Annotated in this window: 18 protein-coding genes; 15 read left to right on the top strand and 3 right to left on the bottom strand. The window is 53.7% G+C overall.

Annotation, left to right across the window (positions count from 1 at the left end):
- Positions 1-84 precede the first annotated feature (84 nt).
- The 6 genes from ACFIOZ_RS12410 to ACFIOZ_RS12385 all read left to right on the top strand — a co-directional run bounded on the left by ACFIOZ_RS12410 (position 85) and on the right by ACFIOZ_RS12385 (position 7884).
- Entirely contained in the window at positions 85-2640 is a 2556-nt protein-coding gene (locus tag ACFIOZ_RS12410; protein ID WP_386078066.1) for a DUF3141 domain-containing protein, read from the top strand.
- A 357-nt stretch (positions 2641-2997) separates the two neighbouring features.
- The gene (gene topA / locus ACFIOZ_RS12405) at positions 2998-5625 is read left to right on the top strand and encodes a type I DNA topoisomerase (protein ID WP_386078063.1); all 2628 of its coding nucleotides are present in this window, start codon (positions 2998-3000) and stop codon (positions 5623-5625) included.
- Positions 5622-6083 carry a DUF6586 family protein gene (locus ACFIOZ_RS12400; RefSeq protein ID WP_386078060.1) on the top strand — a complete coding sequence of 154 codons (462 nt, stop codon included), beginning with the start codon at positions 5622-5624 and terminating at the stop codon, positions 6081-6083. Before topA ends, ACFIOZ_RS12400 begins: the two co-directional genes overlap by 4 nt.
- A gap of 48 nt (positions 6084-6131) precedes the next feature.
- Positions 6132-6596, top strand: a complete 465-nt coding sequence (locus tag ACFIOZ_RS12395; RefSeq protein ID WP_386078057.1) for a 2-hydroxyacyl-CoA dehydratase — start codon at positions 6132-6134, stop codon at positions 6594-6596.
- A 154-nt stretch (positions 6597-6750) separates the two neighbouring features.
- A complete protein-coding gene (locus ACFIOZ_RS12390; protein ID WP_386078054.1) occupies positions 6751-7395 on the top strand; it encodes a L,D-transpeptidase family protein in 645 nt (214 codons plus the stop codon).
- Positions 7396-7620: 225 nt separating this feature from the next.
- The gene (locus tag ACFIOZ_RS12385) at positions 7621-7884 is read left to right on the top strand and encodes an Lpp/OprI family alanine-zipper lipoprotein (protein WP_022523170.1); all 264 of its coding nucleotides are present in this window, start codon (positions 7621-7623) and stop codon (positions 7882-7884) included.
- Positions 7885-8065: 181 nt separating this feature from the next.
- Here the strand turns inward: ACFIOZ_RS12385 and ACFIOZ_RS12380 are convergent, their stop codons facing one another.
- Both ACFIOZ_RS12380 and mfd read right to left on the bottom strand, forming a co-directional pair.
- Positions 8066-9241 carry a L,D-transpeptidase family protein gene (locus ACFIOZ_RS12380; RefSeq protein WP_386078052.1) on the bottom strand — a complete coding sequence of 392 codons (1176 nt, stop codon included), beginning with the start codon at positions 9239-9241 and terminating at the stop codon, positions 8066-8068.
- Between the two features lie 111 nt (positions 9242-9352).
- Positions 9353-12802, bottom strand: a complete 3450-nt coding sequence (mfd, locus tag ACFIOZ_RS12375) for a transcription-repair coupling factor (protein ID WP_386078049.1) — start codon at positions 12800-12802, stop codon at positions 9353-9355.
- 231 nt (positions 12803-13033) lie between these two features.
- On the opposite strand from mfd, the gene ACFIOZ_RS12370 reads away from it, so the two are divergent.
- From ACFIOZ_RS12370 to sthA, 9 genes are all read left to right on the top strand, one after another.
- Positions 13034-14488: a glyceraldehyde-3-phosphate dehydrogenase gene (locus tag ACFIOZ_RS12370; RefSeq protein WP_386078046.1), complete on the top strand. Its 1455-nt coding sequence runs from the start codon at positions 13034-13036 to the stop codon at positions 14486-14488.
- Between the two features lie 309 nt (positions 14489-14797).
- The gene (locus tag ACFIOZ_RS12365) at positions 14798-16147 is read left to right on the top strand and encodes a Na(+)-translocating NADH-quinone reductase subunit A (protein ID WP_386078043.1); all 1350 of its coding nucleotides are present in this window, start codon (positions 14798-14800) and stop codon (positions 16145-16147) included.
- Positions 16147-17373 (top strand): NADH:ubiquinone reductase (Na(+)-transporting) subunit B, encoded by a 1227-nt coding sequence (locus ACFIOZ_RS12360; RefSeq protein WP_386078041.1) that lies wholly within the window; start codon positions 16147-16149, stop codon positions 17371-17373. Before ACFIOZ_RS12365 ends, ACFIOZ_RS12360 begins: the two co-directional genes overlap by 1 nt.
- Complete coding sequence (locus tag ACFIOZ_RS12355; RefSeq protein ID WP_386078039.1) at positions 17373-18194, top strand: Na(+)-translocating NADH-quinone reductase subunit C; 822 nt, start codon at positions 17373-17375, stop codon at positions 18192-18194. Before ACFIOZ_RS12360 ends, ACFIOZ_RS12355 begins: the two co-directional genes overlap by 1 nt.
- 2 nt (positions 18195-18196) lie before the next feature.
- Positions 18197-18865, top strand: a complete 669-nt coding sequence (locus ACFIOZ_RS12350) for an NADH:ubiquinone reductase (Na(+)-transporting) subunit D (protein WP_071693461.1) — start codon at positions 18197-18199, stop codon at positions 18863-18865.
- Between the two features lies 1 nt (position 18866).
- Positions 18867-19484, top strand: a complete 618-nt coding sequence (gene nqrE, locus ACFIOZ_RS12345) for an NADH:ubiquinone reductase (Na(+)-transporting) subunit E (RefSeq protein ID WP_009286984.1) — start codon at positions 18867-18869, stop codon at positions 19482-19484.
- Between the two features lie 72 nt (positions 19485-19556).
- Entirely contained in the window at positions 19557-20789 is a 1233-nt protein-coding gene (gene nqrF / locus ACFIOZ_RS12340; RefSeq protein ID WP_133732373.1) for an NADH:ubiquinone reductase (Na(+)-transporting) subunit F, read from the top strand.
- A gap of 257 nt (positions 20790-21046) precedes the next feature.
- Positions 21047-21301, top strand: coding sequence for a (Na+)-NQR maturation NqrM (gene nqrM, locus ACFIOZ_RS12335; protein ID WP_022523176.1), 255 nt, complete (start codon positions 21047-21049; stop codon positions 21299-21301).
- A 119-nt stretch (positions 21302-21420) separates the two neighbouring features.
- On the top strand, positions 21421-22812 hold the full coding sequence (gene sthA / locus ACFIOZ_RS12330) for a Si-specific NAD(P)(+) transhydrogenase (protein WP_386078033.1): 1392 nt from the start codon (positions 21421-21423) through the stop codon (positions 22810-22812).
- A gap of 26 nt (positions 22813-22838) precedes the next feature.
- Here the strand turns inward: sthA and ACFIOZ_RS12325 are convergent, their stop codons facing one another.
- Entirely contained in the window at positions 22839-24038 is a 1200-nt protein-coding gene (locus ACFIOZ_RS12325) for a sensor domain-containing diguanylate cyclase (protein ID WP_386078030.1), read from the bottom strand.
- Between the last annotated feature and the right edge of the window lie 268 nt (positions 24039-24306).

Genomic DNA, 24306 nt, shown 5'->3' with positions numbered 1-24306 from the left:
GCACGTAGTGGACTAGACTATATTGCATTGCAGCATTATTGCTTTCGGGTCTGGTGCTTGTGCATCAACCCAACGGGAGACCCTATGAACTTTCTTGCCAATCCTCTGACCACCTCTTTGTTCCCAGCTAGCGCTTTTACAAGCGCGTGGTCGAAACAGAATAGTGACGCCACCATGGTGCCCGGTAGCGATGCGATCTCAGCTTTTTTCGACCCGTTCGGATTTGGTCGCGCTGCCTTCGGATACTGGCGCGACAGCATGGAGCGTAGCGTTCTCTATCTGGATGTGATGCGCGAACGTGGTAATCAGTACCTTGAGCATATGGAGCAAACCAAGCCCAATGTGCTGGGGTTTGAGACTGAAGTGCTCATGGATGGTCGTAAGCTACCACGGCCAACCAACTACGAGCTGTTGCGTGTGTTGCCTCACGAAGGGACGGAGATTGATCTACAAAAGCGCCCCTTTGTCGTGGTGGATCCTCGTGCAGGTCACGGGCCAGGGATTGGCGGGTTTAAGCCGGACAGTGAGTTGGGCGTGGCGCTTAAAGCGGGGCATCCTTGCTATTTTATTGGCTTTTTGCCGTTTCCTGAGCCGGGCCAAACCGTCGAAGACGTCGTTGAGTCTGAAGTTGCGTTCCTTCGCCATGTGATCGAACTTCATCCCGAAACTACCGAAAAACCAATGGTTGTGGGCAATTGCCAGGCGGGCTGGCAAATCATGATGGCGGCAGCCTTGGAGCCGGACGTATTCGGCCCTATCCTGATTGCCGGTGCACCGCTCTCTTACTGGGCTGGCGAGCATGGCAAAGCGCCAATGCGTTATACCGGTGGTATGGCGGGTGGCAGTTGGATTACGGAACTCACCAGCGACATAGGCAATGGTTTGTTTGACGGTGCCTGGTTGGTGCAGAATTTTGAGCGCCTCAATCCAGCCAACACCTATTGGAAAAAGCAGTATCACCTTTACGACAACATCGATACCGAAGCTGGCCGTTACCTCGATTTTGAGCGCTGGTGGGGTGGGCATGTCGTATTGGGCGGTGAAGAGATTCAGTATATTGTCGATAATCTGTTTGTTGGCAATCGACTCTCTACCGCCCAGTTGGTGACCCGCGATGGGCGTCGAATCGACCTGCGCAATGTGCGCTCGCCAGTGGTCGTGTTCTGCTCGCGTGGGGACGATATTACCCCGCCTCCTCAAGCTCTGGGTTGGATTCGTGACTTGTATGAAAACGAAGACGACATCATTGCGAACGAGCAAACCATTGTTTATTGCCAGCACGATACCACTGGCCACTTGGGTATATTTGTATCGGGCAGTGTGTCGCGTAAAGAGCATACCGAGTTCACTGCCAATATGGATTACATTGACGTACTGCCGCCAGGCTTGTATGAAACGTCCATATCCCCGGCCGAAAAGGGCGAAGATGCCGAACTGTTCGAGCGTGACTATCTGCTCGAATTTATGCCGCGCAACTTTGAAGAGCTGGATCAGGCAGTAATGCACAAACCTGAGGATGACCGTCGTTTTGCCACCGTGGCGCGCATATCCGAGATCAACCTGGGAATGTACCGGCTCTTTATGCAGCCCTGGCTAAAAGCGATCATGACGCCGGAGTCAGCCCGCTTTATTCGTCGTATGCACCCGATTCGGCTAGGCTACAAGCTGCTCTCCGACCGTAACCCGCTGTCAGTACCGCTACCGGTCATGGCGGAAGCCGTGCGCAAGAATCGTCACCCGGTAGCGCAAGACAACCTGTTTAAAGCGCTTGAAACCATGGGGTCTGATCAGTTGGTGGCCGGTCTCAACGCTATGCGCGATGTACGCGATAGCAGCACCGAAAAACTGTTTATGGATATCTACGGCCAACCACTGCTGCAGGCTGCCGTTGGACTGTATGGCGATGCCCATGTGCATCGCCGCCGCCCTGGCGCTGAACCCGAGCATCGTCGCTTTATTGAACAGCGCCAGGAAGCGCTTCGCGAGAAAATTGCCCAGGGTAGTGCCCATGAGGCGGTTATGCGCTCGCTTATCTACGTACTTGGTGGCGCGCCAGCCACGGATGAGCGTAACTTTAAGCGGCTGCGTGCCTCCCGTGCAGAGCTGGAGCCAGGTATCAAACTGAGCGATTTTAAAAACCTGGTGCGCGAGCAGTTCTTTATCTTGAAGCTGGATAGGAAGCAGGCGTTGAATTCGTTGCCTGCTCTACTGGCAGGTAGTAGTAACGCCGATATCGATGGCTATATAAGCCATCTCGAGCATGTATTTGCCGCCAGCGGGGAGCTTACTGAACATGCCGCTGAGCGTTTTGCTCAGATTAAAGCGCTATTTGATAAGGCTAGGCCCAGCAAGTCGGTAGAGAATAAAGCGGTCGAGAGCAAGCCAGCAGCGAGTAAGCCTGCCGCTGAACAGAAGCCAGCGAGTGCTGAGAAGCCACAAGCCACTAAGGCCAAGCCTTCCTCGGCCCCGTCAGCTAAGCGTGCTCCAGCGGCTGTTGAGCAGCCCGGGGTTAACGAGTCAGTGCCTCCAGCTCGAAAGGAACCTACGCCTGTACCGGCTGCGGCGAGCGATTCGACCAGTGAACCAACGGCTAAACCGGCAACTCCTACTGGACGAAAAAAAACGCCCCCTAAGCGCTAAAACAGTGCCTTAGATCACCGCGCCCCCGCCTATTTGGTGGGGGCGCTTTGTTTGTTTCAGTCGTTTTTGGGTTGCTGTAATGGCGGTGGCAGTCTAGTGTCTAGCTACTCTTTGTCTAAAACGATGTCTTTAGAAGCGCGTTTAAAAGCATGTTTAAAAGTCTGTCGAGAAACTACGTCTTAAAACTCCGGATTCCCCCTGCGGCTTGGTTGCCACTGGCGCTTCACCAAGGGCTGGGGTAGGGTAGGCGCATTTTTTTCATCCGTATCTTGTTTAATGGGCGGTTTCGTCCCGACGATACGGCACCGAATTCAGAGCACGTGCTAGCCAGCCCGTGCATTAGGAAAGTGGAGCACTATGGGCAAGTCACTGGTCATCGTCGAGTCGCCAGCGAAAGCGAAGACGATTAACAAATATCTCGGCAACGATTTCATCGTGAAGTCGAGCGTGGGTCACATTCGTGACCTGCCGACCAGCGGCTCAGGTAAGGCAGCCTCCGACCCCAAGGAGCGCGCACGCCAGGCCGCAGCGACACGTAAGATGTCGGCGGAAGAGAAAGAAGCGTATAAAAAGCGTAAAAACCAGGATCAATTGATTCGGCGGATGGGGATCGACCCTAACAACGGCTGGGAAGCCCGCTATGAGGTGCTGCCCGGAAAAGAGAAAGTCGTTGCCGAACTAAAAAAGCTGGCGGAGAAAGCTGACGCTGTCTATCTCGCAACGGATTTGGATCGCGAAGGGGAGGCCATCGCCTGGCACCTGCGCGAGACCATTGGTGGGGACGACAGCCGTTATAAGCGAGTGGTGTTTAACGAAATTACCAAAAATGCTATCCAGGACGCCTTTAAGGCACCTGGTGCGCTCAATATCCCGCGGGTAGAAGCCCAGCAAGCCAGGCGCTTTCTGGATCGTGTGGTGGGGTTTATGCTTTCGCCTCTGTTGTGGGCGAAAGTGGCGCGCGGGTTGTCGGCGGGTCGCGTGCAGTCTGTCGCGGTACGTCTGATTGTCGAACGCGAGCGGGAAATTCGCGCCTTTATTCCTGAAGAGTTTTGGGACGTGCACGCGGACTTGGCCTCACCCGAGGGCGAGCTGGTGCGTTTTGCCCTGGTACGCCAGGATGGCAAAGCCTTTAAACCCACCTCCGAAAAAGACACCCTGGCGCGTATTGAGCAGCTTCGCAAAGCCAAGCTGGCGATTACCTCGCGTGAAGACAAGCCCACTAGTTCTAAACCCACGGCGCCCTTTATTACCTCAACCCTGCAGCAAGCAGCGAGTGGTCGGTTAGGCTTTTCAGTCAAAAAGACCATGACCATGGCCCAGCGCCTCTATGAGGCGGGTTACATCACCTATATGCGTACCGACTCCACCAACCTGTCGAAAGATGCCGTGGAGAGTGCACGCAGTTATATCGGCTCAGAGTTTGGCGAGCGCTACCTGCCAGAAGCGCCTAATCGCTACAGTAGCAAAGAGAGCGCCCAAGAGGCCCACGAAGCGATTCGTCCCTCCAGCGTTGAGCGTAAGGCCTCTGACCTGGCCGGTATGGAGCGCGATGCGGAGCGTCTATACGAATTGATCTGGCGCCAGTTTGTGGCGTGCCAAATGACCCCCGCAGAGTACCTGTCCAGCACCTTGAGTGTCGAAGTCGATGGCTATGAGCTGCGCGCTAAAGGCCGCGTGTTGAAGTTTGATGGTTATACCCGGGTGATGAAGCCCAGTGGGAAAAATGAAGATCAGAGCCTGCCCGACTTGCCTAAGGGAACGCCCATGGCGTTGGAAGCTCTCGATCCTCAGCAGCACTTCACCAAGCCCGCGCCGCGCTACACCGAAGCAAGCCTGGTCAAAGAGCTTGAGAAGCAGGGCATTGGTCGGCCTTCAACTTACGCCTCGATCATCTCGACGATCCAGGATCGTGGCTATGTGAAGCTCGAAAACCGTCGCTTCTACGCTGAAAAACTAGGCGATATCGTCACCGAGCGGTTGAAAGAGTCCTTCCCTGATTTGATGGACTTCTCGTTTACCGCCCGCATGGAGGATAGCCTGGATGAAGTCGCCGAAGGCGAACGTAACTGGCAGGCGCTGCTAGACGCCTTCTACGAGGAGTTTAAGGAAGAGCTGGCCAAGGCAGAGAGCGAAGATGGCATGCGGCCCAATCAGCCAGTGCCAACGGATATCGATTGCCCACGCTGTGGCCGTCATATGCAGATTCGCACTGCGTCTACCGGGGTTTTCCTGGGGTGTAGTGGCTACAATTTACCGCCCAAAGAGCGCTGCAAAACCACCATTGACCTGATTCCAGGTGAAGAAGCGGTGGCTGAAGATGCGGGGGAAGAGGCCGAAACTGATGCGCTGCGTGCCAAGCGTCGCTGCCCCAAGTGCGGCACGGCGATGGACAATTACCTGCTCGACGAAACGCGCAAGCTACACATCTGCGGTAACAGCCCCGATTGCGACGGCTATGAAGTGGAGAGCGGAAAATTCAAAATCAAGGGCTACGACGGCCCGATTATCGAATGCGATAAGTGTGGCTCTGAGATGCAGTTGAAATCAGGCCGCTTTGGTAAGTATTTTGGCTGCACCAATAGTGAGTGTAAAAATACTCGTAAACTGTTGAAGAGTGGCGAAGTGGCGCCGCCAAAAATGGATCCTATCCCGATGCCGGAACTGGCCTGTCAAAAAGTTGACGACCACTACGTGCTACGTGACGGAGCAAGCGGACTGTTTCTGGCTGCCAGCAAGTTTCCGAAAAATCGCGAAACGCGGCCACCGCTAGTGAAAGAGCTGAAGGCGCATGCCGACGAGCTGCCTGAGAAGTATCACTTTATTCTCAAAGCGCCCAGCGAAGACCCAGATGGCCGCCCTGCGCAAATCCGTTACTCGCGTAAGAGTAAAGAGCAGTATGTGATGACCGACGAAGAGGGTAAGGCCACTGGTTGGAAGGCGATGTTTGACGGCGGTAAATGGCATGTGGAGGACAAGCGCAAGTGAATGCACGCGCACGTACCAATCAGCTACTCTACCAAGCGGAGCTACTGGCAATGTTGCCTGCAGGGGATGATGAGCATGCCCCCGCGCGGCAGATGGCATTGGAAGAGAGCGCTTTAGCGCTGTTTGAGCTGGCGTTAGAGTCGCTGTTGCGTGAAGTGACCGAACATGCCCGCCTGCCAGAGCACCGTTGGTCTGTGTTGTTGGCCCAGGATGGCCCTGCGTTAGCCGAGTTACAGCGTCTACGTGATTTAGCCGCGCAGCCGGAAAGCTGGCTAAATTGGCTACTGGTTCAACTGGAACGCCTGCATAGTGATGATGGTGCAGCCCGGCGCACGGCTCATAATCCCGCTATGATTGCGGTGGGTAATCCGACTAGTTTGCGTCAGCAGTTACTGGATAAGCTCCAGGCAGCCAAGGCTGAAATAGGTGCGCTGCGGGAGACCAGTCTGGAGTGGTAGGATGTTTATTGCTAGGCGTCGCTCAAGTAGTCAAGAAAGGAGATCATGATGCGCTATAACCAGGTGAAAGATTTAATCGAGTGGGCGGCGGGGTTTCATGCGCGTATGGCGCGCCAGTATAGCGAAGCTGCCGGCGAAACAGAGAATGAGCGCCTAGAGATGGTGTTTAATTACCTGGCCAGTCGCGAACTGAAAATGAAAACGGGTCTTGAAGATCTCTTTCGTGACGGCTCTGATCATTCAGAAGTGATGGAGTTATGGTTCGATGATTCGAGTGATTTTCCTCAGCCACCGGAGCTTGAGCGTATGGCAGAGCAGACGGTCACTGGCTCAATAGACGATGCAATGAAAACAGCAACAGCGGCTCACCAGCGTCTGCAAGCACTATACGAACATCGCGCTTCGCGGGCAAAAATTGAGCCTGAAGAGGAGTTTTTCAACGCTCTGGCTCAAGGGCATAATTCTGAAATACGCCATATAATGGCGAGTATGGAAGAGTTGCAGGGCGTTTAATGCGTTTTTATCAGTGGATTATGGGGCATGGCTTTTGGGGTACGGTAGCCGCGTATATGACGAAATTACTAACGGCAGATGTGGGAATAAGGTATAACAGCCACCAGATGTGCCTAGTCGGCCAACCACGGGCTAATTTGCTTCGAGAGCTGCCATGTTTTTAGTTAATCGCCGTCGATTTTTAGCCATGGCGCTGAGCCTCCCAGCCGTTGCCAGCGCTGCTGTCACTGCGCCAGTCATTACTGAGCCAGGGCAGGCTGCACCAACTGACCTGGTGCAAACGTTGCTTAGTCGCGCCCATGTGCCGCGCCACAGTAATGAGGTGTGGGTGCTGGTGGATGATAAGGAGGCCTCTCTCAGTGTTTATCGGGGTAATGCGCTGATGGAGCGTTTTTCCCCTGTATCACTTGGCCGGGCTGGGGCTAAAACTCAGCGGGTTCGTGGCGATAATGTGACCCCCATGGGCGAATTTCATATCAACCGTTTTAATTACGAAAGCCAATGGCGTACGTTTATTGGTATTGATTACCCAACGCCGGTGCACGCTAGAATGGCACTGGAGAAAGGTATTTATTCCCAAACAGACTATGATGATTACTTCGACTACTATCGACGTTATGGCCACCCGCCGCAAAATACGGCGCTGGGTGGGGCGATTGGGATTCACGGTCTGGGTAGCGCAGATCCAGACATTCATGGTCGCTATCACTGGACACAAGGGTGTGTCGCCGTTACCAACGAGCAAATTGATCGCTTGGTAGCGCTCGTGGGTGTTGGCACTCGTGTAGTGATCCGTTAAGCTAATGCCGTTGATGGAAGTTCGAGGTTTTAAACAAGTGGCTATAGACAACCGCTGTAGTCTATTATAAAACAGCGTTTGACTTGCGTGCTTTGCAGCACAAGTCACTGAAAAGAACCTGCACCGCAGGTAGACAAATTTAAGCTAAGCATGTTATTCAAGTGCGTAACCTTATTTTTGTCATACCCTTAACGTAGTACCCAAGGACGACTCAAGGAGAACATTATGACTCTGAAAACTACTCTGAAGATGACTGCTGCTGCCGCTTCACTGGCAATTCTTGCTGGTTGTGCTTCTACCAGCGCGCTGGAAGAAGTTCGCATGACTGCAGAATCTGCACAGGCTGACGCTGCAGAAGCACGCAGCATGGCTTCACAAGCTATGAACACTGCAAACCAAGCCCAGCGCGATGCGCAGGCTGCACTGCAGATGTCTGAGCAGAATCGTGAAGAAATGAACCGTATGTTCCAGCGCTCCATGCAGAAGTAATTCTGCTTGGGCTGCTGAGCGAGTCAGCAGACTCTCTCAGCAGCTGCTGGATGTAGTTAGCTAAGATATCGAAAGCAGGGCGTCATAGGCGCCAAACAATTAGATTATTTTACTAGCTGCGCAAAAAACCCCGCCTTGGCGGGGTTTTTTGTTGCTACGTACTTCTTATGTACTTCTGCCTTTAAGCGTCTTTATCGCCGTCAGTGGCGGCGCTGAGCTTAAGCTCTTCAATAAGCTCTACTGGTTCTGGTTCTGGCTCGGGGGCCTGAGGGCCAAAGAGGGCGATAAACTGGCCGTCAGGGGCTTCTACGGCGCGCTGAATCCGCTCGGCATCTATTTCAACGTCACTGTCAGTCAACTCTGTGACGCGCTCAAGGGCATTAAGAAGTGGCTCAAAGCCCTCTACGTTCTCTTCTAGCTGCGGGAATGACTGCACAAACAGCGTGCCGTCGGCAGCAAAGCCTGCTTTGAACGGCGCGTCCATCAGGTTGACCTGGGTGCCGCTGGGCAGACGCTCATAGAGCGATTTTATGTCTTCCGGGTACATACGAATGCAGCCGCGGCTGACGCGCATGCCCACGCCATCCGGGCGGTTAGTGCCATGAATCAGATAGCTTGGCATAGCCAGTAGAATGGCGTGCTCGCCAAGGGGGTTCTGCGGGCCGGGTGGCACTACCGACGGGGCAGGCTCGCCGCGTTCAGCCGCTTCGCGACGCATGGAGGCCGGTGGGGCCCAGGCGGGGTCTTTAACCTTAACCGTGGTACGTGTGATACCTACGGGGGTGGCGAACTCTTCACGGCCAACGCTCACCGGGTAGGTTTCGACAATGCCAGGTTTATCGGCAGGATAGTAGTAGAGACGCAGCTCAGAAAGGTTAACGACAACACCTTCGCGCGGCGCAGGCGGCAGGATGTACTGGGCCGGAATTACCACCTCAGTACCTGCGCCTGGCACCCAGAGGCTGACACCCGGGTTGGCCATGCGAATCTCTTCATAGCCAATATTGTGGCGCCGTGCGATGTCTATCAGGGTCTGTTTGGGGTCTTCGACAACGACGGTGTAGCGCTCCCCAATCACATCACCTGTTTCTGGTAGGCGGAAGTGACCACGGGGCAGTTCATCCCGCTCAGCAACCTGGCTTGCGCTATCGACGGCGTCGATGCTGATTTCCGGTGCTTGCGCCTGCGGCGATTCTTGTGAGTTGTCTTGAGCCTGCAGTTCTTGCACCGGCTCTTGGTTGGCGCTATCGGCTTGCTCATCAGCTGATTGCGCAAAAGCGGGGCTCATCAGGCTAGCGGCGAGTAGCACGGCTAGGCTGGTAGGGCCCCAAAGGGTATAGGTATTGCGAATGTTCATGGTCGTTCCTAATGTGTTAATTCACTGCTGATGCGCGTTGCTGGGCCACTGAGATCAATTAACGGCTGTTGACCAAATTGGCCATGGCTACTGGCAAGTTTGCCCCAAGCGTCACGCCGCCGCTACTTTTTGATTAAGGGTGCTAAGCAGGTTTTCAAGCTGCTGGAAGCGCTTGTCGACACTTTCCATTGGTAATTCAAATCGTAAGGTGTCAGATCCATCTAAACGGAAGTGCTTTGGTGACGTCTGAATCAGGTTCACCAGGGTTAAAGGATCCACCTGGGTACTGCTATCAAACAGAACTCTGCCGCGGCTTTCCCCAGCCTCGATCTTGCTGATGCCGAGCTGCTCAGCACGGTGGCGAAGCTTGGTTTGGCGAATCAGGTTTTTCAGCGGGTTGGGGAGTAAGCCAAAGCGATCGATCAGCTCAACCTGTAACTCTTTAAGCTCGCTATCGCTCTGGGTGTTGGCGATCCGTTTGTACATCACCAGGCGTTGCTGCACATCATGAATATAATCACTCGGAATCAGTGCAGGAAGGTTGAGACTAATTTCCACGCCGGTATTGAAAGGCGCATTGATATTGGGCGTTTTGCCCGCTCGAATGGCCTTCACGGCGCGATCCAGCATCTCCATATAGAGCGTGTAGCCGATGGTTTCCATCTGGCCGCTCTGCTCATCCCCCAGCAGTTCACCTGCGCCACGGATCTCCATATCGTGACTGGCCAGGGTAAAGCCTGCGCCTAGATCATCGGACGCGCTAATCGCTTCCAATCGCTTGATAGCATCACGGGTCATCGCTTTGGGCGGTGGCGTTAACAGGTAAGCGTAAGCCTGATGGTGGCTGCGCCCAACCCGGCCCCGCAGTTGGTGAAGCTGAGCCAGGCCAAACTTGTCAGCGCGTTCGATAATAATGGTATTGGCGCTGGGCACATCAATGCCGGTTTCAATAATAGTCGAGCATACCAACACGTTAAAGCGCCGGTGATAGAAGTCCGACATGATCCGCTCCAGGCTGCGCTCGGGGAGCTGTCCGTGGGCGACCGCGACCCGTGCTTCGGGGATCAGTTCGCGGATCTTTTCGGCGCTGTTCTCAATGGTTTTGACTTCGTTGTGCAGCACATACACCTGCCCCCCGCGCAGTATCTCGCGCAGCAGAGCTTCCTTGATGATACTGGTGTCGTGCTGCTGGACAAAGGTTTTGACTGATAGGCGCCGAGCGGGTGGCGTGGCAATGATCGACAGATCGCGGATGCCGCTCATGGCCATATTGAGCGTGCGCGGGATCGGAGTAGCGGTTAGGGTCAAAATATCGACTTCGGCGCGTAGCGTTTTGAGCTTCTCTTTTTGCGCGACACCAAAGCGGTGCTCCTCATCGATAATCAGCAGCCCCATTTTGGGCAGCTCAACACTCTTGGCGAGTAGCTTGTGGGTGCCGATGACGATATCCGTTTGGCCGCTCTTAATGCTCTCCAGCGTCTGGGTGGCCTCTTTGCCACTGGTGAAGCGGGAGATCAGGCCAATATTGACGGCAGTGTCAGCAAAACGGTCACGGAAATTCTCGAAATGCTGGCGGGCCAATAAGGTGGTGGGTACAAGCACCACCACCTGGCGACCAGACTGCACGGCCAGAAATGCAGCGCGCATGGCCACTTCGGTTTTGCCGAAGCCGACGTCGCCACATACCACACGATCCATGGGCTGCGGCGAGGTCATGTCGCTGATGACTGCTTCAATCGCCGCGTGCTGATCGGCGGTCTCCTCAAACGGGAAGTTGCCCGCAAAGCGAACATACTCTTCGCCAGGGGATTCGTAGACCACCCCTTGCTGGGCTTCCCGGCGGGCGTACACATCCAGCAGCTCCGCGGCGGTATCGCGAATCTTCTCGGCCGCTTTACGGCGGGCTTTCTCCCACTGATCCGAACCGAGTTTATGCAGCGGGGCCAGTTCGTCACCGGCGCCGCTGTAGCGGGAGATCATATGCAGGCTGTCGACGGGTACATAAAGCTTGGCGCCATCGGCATAGGAGAGCGCCAGGAATTCATTTGCCTGGCCACCGGCCTCTAGTGTTTCCAAGCCTAAATAGCGGCCAACACCGTGGGCCTGGTGCACCACTGGCGCGCCTTCGCGAAGCTCCGAAAGGTGGCGTACCGCGAGTTCGTTATCATCCGTGGCTTTCTCACGACGACGGCTTTGGCGCACCACGTCACCAAACAGCTCCGTTTCGCTTATCACCGCAACGCTTGGGTTATCCAGCCATAGGCCGCTGTCCACCAAGCCTTCGGTAATGGCATAAGGGTGGTCGCTGGCGATAAAGTCGTGGAAGCTATCGGTGTGGGGTAGCGAGAGTTTAAGCGGTACGAGTATCTCTTCCAGTGCTTCCCGACGACCCCGGGACTCCGCCACAAACAACACTCGGGTTTGGGTGTGGGTGCTTAAGAAGGCCGATATTTCCGCCAATGGCTGCTTGGCGCGGGCATTGATAGAGAGCGTAGGCAGCGGCGCAGCATCAGGCTGCTGCGCGTGACGTTGCTCGCTATCCTCGGTGAGCTCAATACGTGGGCGGGCTTTAATCGACGCGAACACATCGTTGACCGGAAAAAACGCCCGGTGCGGAGGCAGTAGCGGGCGGGTTGGGTCAACGCCCAAATTGACATAGCGTGCGTCGATCGACTGCCAGTGCTGCTCAGCCGCCTCAAAAACCCCAGGCAGTAGCGCTACCCGGGTGTCGTCGGTCAGGTGGTCAAACAGCGAAGCGGTCTGCTCGAAAAACAGCGGCAGGTAGTGCTCAAGCCCCGGTGACGGAATGCCTTTTAGCGCATCGTTGTAAAGCGGGCATTGCCGCGGGTCAACGTCGAACAGGGTTTCAAACTGCTCCCGAAAGCAGGCAATAGCGCTGCGGCTTAACGAGTATTCGTGAGCGGGGAGCAGTTCTAGCGATTCTAGTTTGTCAGTCGAGCGTTGGCTGCCAGGGTCGAAGTGGCGCAGCGTATCGATCTCATCATCGAATAGATCAATACGGATCGGTTCGTCCATACCCATGGCAAACAGGTCAATCAGCGCGCCGCGCATGGCGTATTCGCCGGGTTCGTAAACCGTTTCAACGGCACGATAGCCTGCTCGGGAGAGTGACTCGCGAAACACTTCGCGATTTAAGCGCTCGCCGGTTTTGAGCGTCATTACCCGGCCGGCAATGTACTCAACCGGTGGAAGGCGCTGCATCAGCGTGTTGATCGGCACCAGCACAATGCCGCGTACGCCGTCTTGCAACTGGCGTAGAGTGCGCAGCCGGGCCGAGACAATATCCTGGTGGGGCGAAAAACTATCGTAGGGCAGTGTTTCCCAGTCGGGAAAGGGCAGTACCGGTACATCGCTATAAAAATAGAGATCTTGTTCAAGGCGCTGCGCGCTGGCCGTATTGGGAGTGATCACCAATAGCGGGGCTTTAGCGGCAACACGGGAGAGTGCCAGCGCAGTCGCGCTACCCGGCGGCGATGTCCAGTAGAGCGTATCGCGAGTCCCTTGAGGTTGGGGCGGTTCGAGCAGTGAGAATGTCGGCATAAGCAAGATATCGTTTTGCGCTGAAACGGAAGGGAGATCATACACGATCACCGGTTTCAGTTAGAGTGCCGCGGCTTAAGGTAGCGGGTTAATCTGTATTGAAAGGGGGTTTGTAGTGAGATTGGCATTCCTGTAATACCCCTACATGTTGTGCGACTATCCTTTCATTGCGGCCCCGAAGCTTGCCCCGGATAATGCACACTTCGTTCCCACTACCTGATGAGGCCGCACGTGAGTCAGCAAGCGCTCGAAAACGTTTTTCAAGATTGGCAAGGCAACGAAGCCTTGGCGGAGCAGATGATCCCGTTAGTAGGGCAGCTCTATCGTCAGAATAACGTCGTTGCCACCATGTTCGGACGTTCGCTTATTAAACGGTCGGTCATTCGTATCCTGAAAGACCACCGTTTTGTGCGTAAAATAGAAGGCACTGAGCTCTTGGTTGAGGATACCTACCCCATTTTGAAGGGGATGGTCGCTTTGAATCTTGGCCCTGCCCATGTGGATGTGGGAAAGCTGGCGGTAATGTTCAAGAATCAGGGCGGTGGGGATGTCGACGCCTTCCTGCGTAAAGAGCTGCACGAGATTATTGATGGCTATCAGCCGGGAGCCAGCACTGGAGAGCCACAAGACGTTGTGCTCTACGGTTTTGGTCGCATTGGTCGTTTGCTGGCCCGAGTGATGGTGGAGAAAGCGGGGGGCGGCAACCTGCTGCGCTTGCGTGCTATTGTGGTTCGCGGCCGTGGCGATGTGGCGAAAGACTTGGAAAAGCGTGCCAGCCTGCTGCGTCGCGACTCCGTGCATGGGCCCTTTGACGGTACCATCATGGTGGATGCAGAGGCGCGCACGCTGACGGTTAACGGCAATGTTATTCAGGTGATTTACGCCGATTCGCCCAGTGAGATTGACTACACCCAGTACGCTATCGATAACGCGGTGATTGTTGATAATACCGGTATCTGGCGCGATGAAGAGGGCCTGGGCCAGCACCTACAGTGTAAGGGCGCTGCCAAAGCGCTGCTAACGGCGCCGGGTAAAGGTGATATTAAAAACATTGTTTACGGTATTAACCACGAATCCATTGGCGACAGTGATCTCATCGTCTCTGCTGCCTCTTGTACCACCAATGCGATTGTGCCGGTGCTAAAAGTACTTAACGATGAGTATGGTGTGGTCAATGGTCATGTGGAAACCGTGCATGCTTACACCAATGACCAGAACCTGATCGATAACTACCATAAGGGCGATCGTCGTGGCCGCAGTGCGGCGCTGAACATGGTCTTGACCGAGACAGGTGCTGCCAAGGCGGTATCTAAGGCGCTGCCTGAACTCGAGGGCAAGCTGACCGGCAACGCTATCCGCGTGCCGATTCCCAATGTCTCTATGGCTATTCTCAACCTGACTCTAGATAAAACGACTGACTCCGTGGCGCTCAATGATTATCTGCGCCGGATGTCGATTGAGTCTGCCTATCAGAAGCAAATTGACTATGTTGACTCTGCAGAAGTGGTGTCGTCGGACTTCGTGGGTAACCGCCATGCGGGCATTGTCGATGCCAAGGCGACTATTGCCAACGGCCATCAGGCGGTCATTTATGTGTGGTACGACAACGAGTTTGGTTATAGCTGCCAGGTCGTGCGTATCCTGCAGCAGATGTCTAACGTGCGGTTCTTAAAGCTGCCGCACTAATTACGCGCGTATTGGAAGCCTCCCATAAAGGCCTACCGCGCCCAGTAAACGTTCAGCGCCACCTTCGGGTGGCGTTTTGTTTTCCGTTTTCAAGCCTTTTATTAATGTCTATAGCACTTTTGGTGGTCATCAGGGATGTGGTCATTGGACGCGCTTGTCTTTATAATACGAGGGATTTTTCGGGGTGGTTCAAGTGCTGCTTGGGCCGGACTGGTAACAATCTGAGCAGAACACAACAATTCGCTGAGCAGAAAATAAGCATTCGAACCCCATACCTTCGTATATCCGATCCAACAACTGGGCGAGACTATGATCGAAGTCAAAAAAGGCCTGGATCTCCCCATCACGGGAGCGCCCGAGCAGCGTATTGAAGATGCGCGGCCTGTGCGCCACGTGGCAATCCTGGGTACTGACTACGTTGGCATGAAGCCAACCATGGAAGTTCAGGAAGGGGATAAGGTCAAACTGGGCCAATTGCTCTTCACCGATAAGAAAATTGATGGTGTGCGCTATACAGCGCCCGCTGCCGGTGAAGTGCTTGCAATAAACCGTGGCGAAAAACGTCGTTTACTATCTGTCGTGATCAAAGTCGACGAAACTGAGGAAGCGGTCGAATTCGCTGCTCACGATCGTAATGCCTTAGCGCAGCTTGAACGTCAGGTCGTGGTCGACCAACTGGTAGAGTCGGGACTGTGGACTGCTTTGCGCACCCGTCCCTTCTCGCGCACACCGGCCATTGATAGCACCCCGGCCGATATTTTTGTAACCGCCGTGGATACCCATCCACTTAGCCCTGATCCTGCACTGATCATCAATGAACAGGCGCAGGCATTCGAGGATGGCCTCAAGGTGTTAGCGCGCCTGACCGAGGGCAACGTCTTCTTATGTACGGGCGAAAATGCCTCCATTCCGGGCGGCGATGTTGACGGTGTGAAAACGGAAAGCTTTGCCGGCCCTCATCCTGCCGGACTAGTCGGTACGCATATCCATTACCTATCTCCGGTCGCACTGCATAAAAAAGTGTGGCACATCGGCTATCAGGACGTTATCGCGTTCGGTAAGTTCTTTGTAGAAGGGAAACTGGATATGAGCCGCGTGGTTGCCATTGGTGGCCCGCGCGCTGAAAATCCGCGTCTGATCCGTACCCGTATCGGCGCTAGTACAGATGAACTCCTGGCCGATGAAGTCATCAAACCCGATGACACCCGGGTAATTTCTGGCTCTGTTTTCTCTGGCTTTGCCGCTGAGGGTAAGTTGACCTTCCTTGGCCGCTTCAGCAATCAACTAAGCTTGCTGGAAGAGGGCAATAAGCGCACCTTTATGGGATGGCTCTCTCCCGGTGCTAATCGTCACTCTGTATTAGGCATCTATATCTCTAAGATTAAGGGCCTAAGCAACTATGCACCGACTACGTCTACCAATGGCTCCGAGCGTGCTATGGTGCCGGTAGGTGCCTATGAGACGGTGATGCCGCTGGATATCATGCCGACTCAGCTACTGCGTTCGCTGATCGTGGGCGACATTGAGGTTGCCATGCAGCTTGGGTGTTTGGAGCTGGACGAAGAGGATCTGGCGCTGTGCACGTATGTTTGCCCTGGCAAATACGAATATGGCCCTATCCTGCGTGACAATCTCACCATGATCGAGAAAGAGGCCTGATGATGGGTATTCAACAGACACTCCAAAATATCGAGCCGCATTTCCATAAAGGCGGAAAGTACGAAAAGTTCTATCCGCTGTTTGAAGCAGTCGATACGATTTTCTACACGCCGCCGAGCGTGGCCAAGACCACTGCTCATGTGCGTGACGGTGTCGATCTTAAGCGCATCATGATTACCGTATGGCTGTGTACCTTCCCAGCGATGCTGTTCGGTATGTGGAACGCTGGCTGGCAGGCTAACACTGCCATTGATGCGGGCTACGCCTCTATGGGAGGCTGGCGCGAAGCGATTATGATGACGCTTTCGTCCGGCCATGATGCAAATAGCCTTTGGGCAAATTTTGTTCTCGGCGCAACCTACTTCCTCCCCATCTATCTGGTCACATTTGTGGTCGGTGGTTTTTGGGAGGTGCTGTTTGCGATCAAGCGAGGACACGAAGTCAACGAAGGCTTCTTCGTTACCTCGGTGTTGTTTGCCCTGATTCTGCCGGCGACTATTCCGCTTTGGCAGGTTGCCCTAGGTATCACCTTTGGTGTGGTGATCGGTAAAGAGATCTTTGGTGGCACGGGTAAGAATTTCTTGAACCCCGCGCTAACGGGCCGTGCATTTCTTTACTTTGCCTACCCAGCGCAAATCTCAGGTGACTCTGTGTGGGTAGCCGCCGACGGTTACACTGGTGCCACGGCGCTCTCTATGGCGTTCCAGGACGGTATGTCTGCGCTGACCGACGCCTTCAGCTGGTGGGATGCCTTCCTGGGCTTTATCCCCGGTTCTGTGGGCGAGGTATCGACACTGGCGATCTTTATCGGCGCTGCTGTATTGCTATGGACGCGGATTGCCTCCTGGCGAATCATGTTGGGTGTGTTCCTGGGCATGGTGGTAACCAGCACGCTGTTTAACCTGATCGGCTCTGACACCAACCCGATGTTTGCCATGCCGTGGTACTGGCATCTGGTGATTGGCGGTTTCGCCTTCGGTATGGTGTTCATGGCCACCGACCCCGTATCAGCCTCGATGACCAATCAAGGTCGCCTGCTGTTTGGTGCGCTGATTGGTGTGATGACGGTGCTGATTCGCGTTGTGAACCCGGCTTTCCCGGAAGGCATCATGCTGGCGATTCTGTTCGCTAACCTGTTTGCACCGCTGATTGACCATTTCTTCGTCCAGGCCAACATTAAGCGTCGCGTTAAGCGTACCGGCGTACCGGCCGAGGAGACTGCCTAATGGCACAAGGTAACAACTCCATCAAGAAAGTCCTGATAGTGGCGTTCTCGCTTTGTATTGTGTGCTCCGTCATTGTCTCGACAGCAGCGGTCGCTTTGCGACCCATGCAGCAGCTTAACCAGGAGCTGGATCGTAAAACCAATATCTTAAACGTTGCCAAGCTTTACGAACCCGGCATGGACGTTGAAAAGGTATTTAGTGAAGAGATCACCGCCCGGGTTGTCGAACTCGACACGGGTGAGTACTCCGATGAGTTTGATCCGGATACTTACGACAGCTTTGAAGCCGCTCGTGACCCGGCCTCGGGGCGCACGCTCTCTGGCGATACCGATATTGCCGGCCTCTCGCGGGTCGAAAACTATGCCACTGTTTACCTGATTGGCGATGAAGATGATCCGCAACAGATCGTGTTGCCGATTCGTGGTCAGGGGCTGTGGGGCTTGATGCGTGGCTTCCTGGCTGTAGAGGGTGATGGGAACACTATCGTCAGTATCACCTACTACGAGCACAGCGAGACTCCCGGTCTAGGCGCTGAAGTTAACAACCCGCGCTGGCAGGCTCAGTGGGAAGGTAAGAAAATTTACGATGAAGAGGGCGACCTCTCACCGGAAATTCACCTAACCAAGGGTGGTGCTAGCAGCGAATACGAAGTCGATGCGCTATCTGGCGCTACGCTGACCAGTAACGGCGTAACAAATATGCTGCAATTCTGGCTGAGCGAAGAAGCATTCGGTCCCTATTTGGCTAAATTCCGCAGCGGTACTGAGCCGGAAGACGCCGAAGAGACCGATACCAACTTCGAAGACGTTGAGGGGGCCTGATCATGGCGGACGTAAATGCAAAAGGCGTTTTAACGGCGCCGATTTTCCAGAACAACCCCATTGCGCTGCAAATTCTGGGGATCTGTTCGGCACTTGCGGTAACCACCAGTATGAGCGTATCGCTCGTTATGGCGCTGGCGGTTATTTTCGTAACGGCATTTTCAAATCTGTTCGTATCGTTGATCAGGAATCATATTCCCTCTTCGATTCGTATCATCGTGCAGATGACGATTATTGCCTCACTGGTTATCGTGGTTGATCAGATTCTCAAAGCGTATGCCTATGAGATGTCCAAGCAGCTCTCGGTCTTTGTGGGGTTGATCATCACTAACTGTATCGTCATGGGTCGCGCCGAAGGCTTTGCGATGTCCAATACGCCGGGCATGTCATTTCTTGACGGTATCGGCAACGGTCTGGGCTATGGCTTTGTTCTCATGGTGGTAGGTTTCTTCCGTGAGCTGCTGGGTGCAGGTAGCGTATTCGGTATTACCATCCTGCAAACTGTACAAAACGGTGGTTGGTACGTACCCAACGGCTTGCTGTTACTGCCGCCTTCGGCGTTCTTTATTATCGGTCTACTGATTTGGGTGCTACGTGCCGTTAACCCTGAGCAAGTAGAAGATAATGAGTTCAAAATGAAGGAAAACACCAAGCCCAAGGAGGCCGTGTAACATGGAACATTATCTGAGTCTTTTTGTTGCCTCGGTGTTTGTTGAAAACATGGCACTGGCCTTCTTCCTGGGGATGTGTACTTTCTTGGCAGTGTCCAAAAAAGTCTCCTCTGCGATTGGCCTGGGCATTGCGGTTATTGTGGTGCTGACCGTTACTGTGCCGGTTAACAACCTTGTCTATACCTTCTTGCTGCAGGAAGGTGCGTTGACCTGGACCGGTATTAGCGGTGCTGAAAATATTGATTTGTCCTTCCTTGGCTTGCTCTCCTATATCGGCGTTATTGCTGCGCTGGTACAGATCATGGAGATGTTCCTTGATAAGTACGTGCCGTCGCTTTACAACGCGCTAGGGGTATTCCTACCGCTGATTACCGTTAACTGCGCCATCCTTGGTGGCGTTCTGTTCATGGTTGAGCGGAGCTATAACTTTGGTGAAGCCGTGGTATATGGCTTTGGTGCGGGCACTGGCTGGGCGCTGGCCATTGCCGCCCTGGCAGGTATTCGTGAAAAGCTAAAGTACAGCGATGTGCCAGGCGGTCTTCAAGGACTGGGCATTACTTTCATCACCGTGGGGCTGATGTCGTTGGGCTTTATGTCCTTCTCAGGCATTCAGCTTTAATCGGAGCCGGTTTTTCTCAGCGGTGTCATACACCGCTGAGTAATAGAAAACCCCCAGCAATAGGAAACCGACATGGTTGATACAACAGTCATCTTGCTCGGTGTTGTCATGTTCACGGTCATCGTTATTAGCTTAACGGCGATCATTCTGGCAGCGCGCAGCAAGCTTGTGAGTAGCGGGGACGTGACCATAGAGGTCAACGGCGACCCAGAGCACACTTTGAAGACCCAGGCCGGTGGTAAGCTGTTAAACACGCTTGCCGCTAACGGCATTTTCCTCTCTTCCGCCTGTGGCGGTGGTGGTTCTTGTGCCCAGTGTAAGTGCCGTGTGGAAGAGGGCGGCGGCTCTATTCTGCCGACCGAAGAGTCACACTTCACTATGCGTGAGAAGAAAGAGGGCTGGCGCCTCTCTTGTCAGGTTCCTGTGAAACAGGACATGAAAGTCGAAGTGCCTGAAGAAGTCTTCGGTGTGAAGAAGTGGGAGTGTGAGGTTATTGCTAACCCCAACGTTGCCACCTTTATCAAAGAGCTGAATCTCAAGCTGCCAGAGGGTGAAGAAGTCGCCTTCCGCGCCGGTGGCTACGTTCAGTTGGTTGCCCCCCCTTATGATGTCAAATTCTCTGATTTTGATATTGAAGAGGAGTACCGGGGCGACTGGGAAAAATTTGATATGTTCAAAATTTCCCATAAGAACAACGAGGAAGTGATTCGCGCCTACTCCATGGCGAACTACCCGGATGAGAAGGGTATCCTCAAGTTCAACATCCGTATTGCCACGCCGCCTCCCGGTACTGACCATCCCCCCGGCTTGATGTCGACTTACGTCTTCAGCCTTAAAGAGGGCGATAAGGTTACCGTGATGGGGCCGTTCGGTGAGTTCTTTGCCCGTGATACCGATGCCGAAATGATCTTTATCGGTGGCGGTGCGGGTATGGCGCCAATGCGGAGTCACATCTTCGATCAGCTAAAGCGCTTGAAGTCAGAGCGCAAGATCACCTTCTGGTACGGTGCTCGCTCCTGGCGTGAAACCTTCTACAACGAAGAGTACGACCAGTTAGCCGAAGAATTCCCCAACTTTGAGTGGCATTTGGCACTGTCCGATCCTCAGCCGGAAGATAACTGGGAAGGGCCGACAGGCTTTATCCATAACGTGCTGTACGAAAACTATCTAAAGGATCACCCAGCACCTGAAGATTGCGAGTACTACATGTGTGGGCCCCCGATGATGAACGCCTCTGTTATCAAGCTGTTGCTTGATATGGGCGTTGAACCGGAAAATATCCTGTTGGATGATTTCGGTGGCTAATTCCTCGATGTAGATCGAGTGCAATGTTAAGCGGGGCTGGCCTTTTGGGCTGGCCCCGTTTTTTATATGCATGCGCGAACAAATGGGTGTTTGATGATAGGCAGCGTTAATGACACATCACTGCGCTGATAAGTAAGTCCCGGCTAAGGTATAATGGTGGTAATGATGAATGACCGTGAGGCACTTATCCCGACAGCTATTGTCGTCAGGTAAGGCCAATAATTTAAAGCTAAGCAATGTGATGCTGGGAGGTTGATATGACGATTTGGCTACTGGTATTCGGTTTTATGGCACTGATTATGGGTGCGATGGCCGTCGGCGTCATTATGGGCCGCAAACCGATTGCCGGTTCTTGCGGCGGTTTGAATCAAATCGGCATGAAAGATGGCTGCGATATTTGCGGTGGCAAAGATGAGGTTTGTGAAGAAGAGAACCGTAAGCGCGGTGGCGTGCGCCGCCGTAGCGATGAGAGCCGCGGTGCCGATTTGGGCTACGATGCTACACGCCGGTAAAGCGTGAGTTGAGATAAAGGCATGCAGGTCTACGTGTCCATCCATTTGCAGTAAATCCATGCGTAAATCTTGCGTGTGGAAGGGTGTGTTTTTAACGGGGAACAGGGGACGCAGTGAGTATGGCGGTTCACAATTACGATGTGGTGGTGATCGGTACGGGGCCAGCGGGGGAAAGCGCTGCTATCAATGCGGCCAAGCATGGCAAGCGTGTTGCGATTATTGAGAAGCAGGCGCAGGTAGGGGGCAACTGTACTCACTGGGGGACTATCCCGTCCAAAGCGTTGCGTCATCAGGTTAAACAGATCATGGCGTTCAACACCAACCGTATGTTCCGCGATATTGGTGAGCCACGCTGGTTCTCCTTTCCCAAAGTGATGGAGCGCTCCCGGGGTACCATCGATAAGCAAGTAGAGATGCGCACGACTTTTTATGCGCGTAACCGTATTGATCTTTTCCACGGTGTTGCCCGTTTTAAAGATGAGCATACCCTGTTGGTTCGTGATAGTCAGGAAGGTATGGAAGAGCTAGTGGCTAAGAAGTTTGTGATTGCCACTGGTTCACGCCCCTATCGCCCAGCGGATATCAACTTCCGCCATCCGCGTATTTACTGCTCTGACACCATATTAAGCCTCTTGCACACTCCGAGAACCCTTATAATTTTTGGTGCCGGGGTGATTGGCTGTGAGTACGCCTCAATCTTTTCGGGCCTGGGTGTCAAAGTTGATCTCATTAATAACCGAGATAGCCTGCTATCATTTCTGGACGATGAGATTAGTGATGCGCTCTCTTACCATTTGCGTAAGCACGGGGTTTTGGTGCGACATAACGAAGAGTATGAAAGTGTTGAGGGCGATGAATCAGGCGTCGTTGTGCGCCTCAAATCGGGCAAGAAAATTCGCGCCGACGCTTTTTTGTGGGCCAACGGGCGAACCGGTAATACCGACAGTTTAGGCCTTGAGAATATTGGCTTAACGGCTAATGGGCGTGGTCAATTAAGTGTTGATGAGCACTACCGTACCGCGGTTCCCCATATCTACGCGGCGGGTGATGTGATTGGCTGGCCGAGTTTGGCGAGCGCGGCCTACGATCAGGGCTTGAATTCGTGCAATGAGTTGCTTGATAAAGAGTATCGCTTTGTGAGTGATGTACCCACCGGGATTTATACCATCCCTGAGATTAGCTCCTTCGGCCCCAATGAGCGTGAGCTCACGGAAGCAAAAGTGCCTTACGAAGTAGGCAAAGCCTTCTTCAAAGATACCGCCAGGGCGCAGATTACGGGCGATACCGTGGGTATGCTTAAAATTCTATTCCATCAGGACACCCTGGAAATCCTCGGCATTCACTGTTTCGGCGACCAGGCCTCGGAAATTTTGCATATCGGCCAAGCGATCATGCAGCAAGAGGGTGATGCCAATACGCTTAAGTACTTTGTGAATACCACCTTTAACTATCCCACCATGGCAGAAGCCTACCGGGTGGCTGCGCAGAACGGTTTAAACCGGGTTTTCTAACCCCAGCTTCCCTGTACCGTCGAGAATTAAGAGTCGCTGGGCTCGCCAATAATGGTAAGAGTGTAAGTTAGTGGGGCGTTATAGGGTGAGGGTGCATTCGGGGGCAGCAGGCTTTCAACGCGGTTGCGCCCCATTGCTTTAGCTTGGTAGAGCGCTTTGTCGGCAAACGAGTACAGCTGTTCAAATGTCAACGAGCCACTTTGACAGGTCGTTACGCCAATACTAATGGTTGGGCTGGCGTGCCGCACTCCATCAGTCAGCGTATTAACTTCAATCTCACGGCGCAGCCGATCTGCTACCTGAAGTGCATCATAGGTAGCAGTGTTGGGCATCAATAAACAAAACTCCTCGCCACCAATTCTCGCTAATGTATCCGATGGACGACATAGTAGGCGAAGCTGCTTGCTAATCTGGCGTAGCACCTCGTCGCCGATGGGGTGCCCATAGGTATCGTTGATTTTCTTGAAGTGATCGATATCCAGCAGCATTAGACTCAACGGTGCCTGATCACGCTGTGCCTGAATGAGCGTGGCGGAGGTGACATTGACCAAGTGGCGCCTGTTATATAGCCCGGTCAGTTCATCGGTTAGCATTAGTTGATGCATGGTGTTGCGCTGACGGCGCAAGTAGATAACCGCCAAGCAGAGTGTGGTTGCCGCGCTGACCATCAACACCAGTAGGGCACTTACAGCGATCGAGAGTCGCTGCATGACTAAGCGCTGTTGAACGGATATGGCCCGAACCTTTTCCAGCAGTTGGTTATACAGCCAAGACTGAGCGCCGCCGATCTCCATAGCCATGCTCTGTAACGGGTCACGAAGCTCTGGGCGCTGCTGGGCTTCTTGTACTTCCTGTCTTAGGTCTGAAAGGCGGCTATGAAGCTCGCTGAAATGCGTGTTGAGATATTTAACATCCGCGATGAGATATCGATGGCGCTCAATACTGCGCTGTATGTTATTTAAATGCTGCTTGGAGAGTGAAATAAAATAATCAATGTATTGAATATGTTCGCTGTCAGGTAAGCGGCTGCTTTCCTCTAGGGCGGCACGTAACTGAGGTGTGGCTTGCTGGGCCAAGACTATGTCACTAATCAGCGAGGTATAGTCCGCACTGGCTTTTTGGCACGCACTGTAGAGGTAGCTACCCATCACGGCCGACATCGCGAAGAGGAGGGCAGCAAAAATGGACGCTAAGCGCCCGCCAGGCTGACGAAGAAAGCGACGCATCATCATCACAGTATAATCAGCAAGCAGCCAGTGATGCCGCCTCTCTCTGCATACGGCTGAGCAGGCGAGAGTAAGTTTGATAAAAAAGCGTAGTGATAGTGATCAAAAGAGCGCTTCCGTTGCACAGTGCAGTTCCACATGGCACCTCTCCCGTTAATGGTTAGGTAATCCAATGAACAGCTTAAAAACATCATCCTTGTGCAACTTAAGCACTCACTCGCCGTATCGGCTATCCCACAACTTTACTAATCGCAGCATCATAGTTATG

The organism is Vreelandella sp. F11, from assembly GCF_042466685.1.
In the GTDB taxonomy this organism is placed as follows: domain Bacteria; phylum Pseudomonadota; class Gammaproteobacteria; order Pseudomonadales; family Halomonadaceae; genus Vreelandella.
Note: the sequence above shows the minus strand (reverse complement) of the source record. Positions and strands in the feature narration are given on the sequence as shown.